We start from the raw sequence: 233 nt of genomic DNA, 5'->3' as shown, positions 1-233 counted from the left end.
TCCTCTACAACCACCCCGATGTCCTCGAAGCGGCGGTGATCGGAGTCCCCGACGAGCAACTGGGCGAGGAGATAGCGGCCGTGGTCACCCCGCAGCCCGGCTCGACGATTGTCCCCGCCGACCTGCGTGCGTGGCTCTCCGAGCAGCTCGCCGCCTACAAGGTCCCGCGGATCTACCAGGTAGTCGAAGCTCTCCCCAAGGGGGCGACCGGAAAGATCCTCAAGCGTCAGATC

The 233-nt window shown here is 66.1% G+C and carries 1 protein-coding gene; it reads left to right on the top strand.

All coding sequences use genetic code 11. The features are described from left to right. On the top strand, window positions 1-233 hold a 233-nt coding region (locus KHA85_RS17710), incomplete at both ends, for an AMP-binding enzyme (protein WP_438802066.1).

Source organism: Dietzia massiliensis (assembly GCF_018390595.1).
Taxonomy (GTDB): domain Bacteria; phylum Actinomycetota; class Actinomycetes; order Mycobacteriales; family Mycobacteriaceae; genus Dietzia; species Dietzia massiliensis.
Note: the sequence above shows the minus strand (reverse complement) of the source record. Positions and strands in the feature narration are given on the sequence as shown.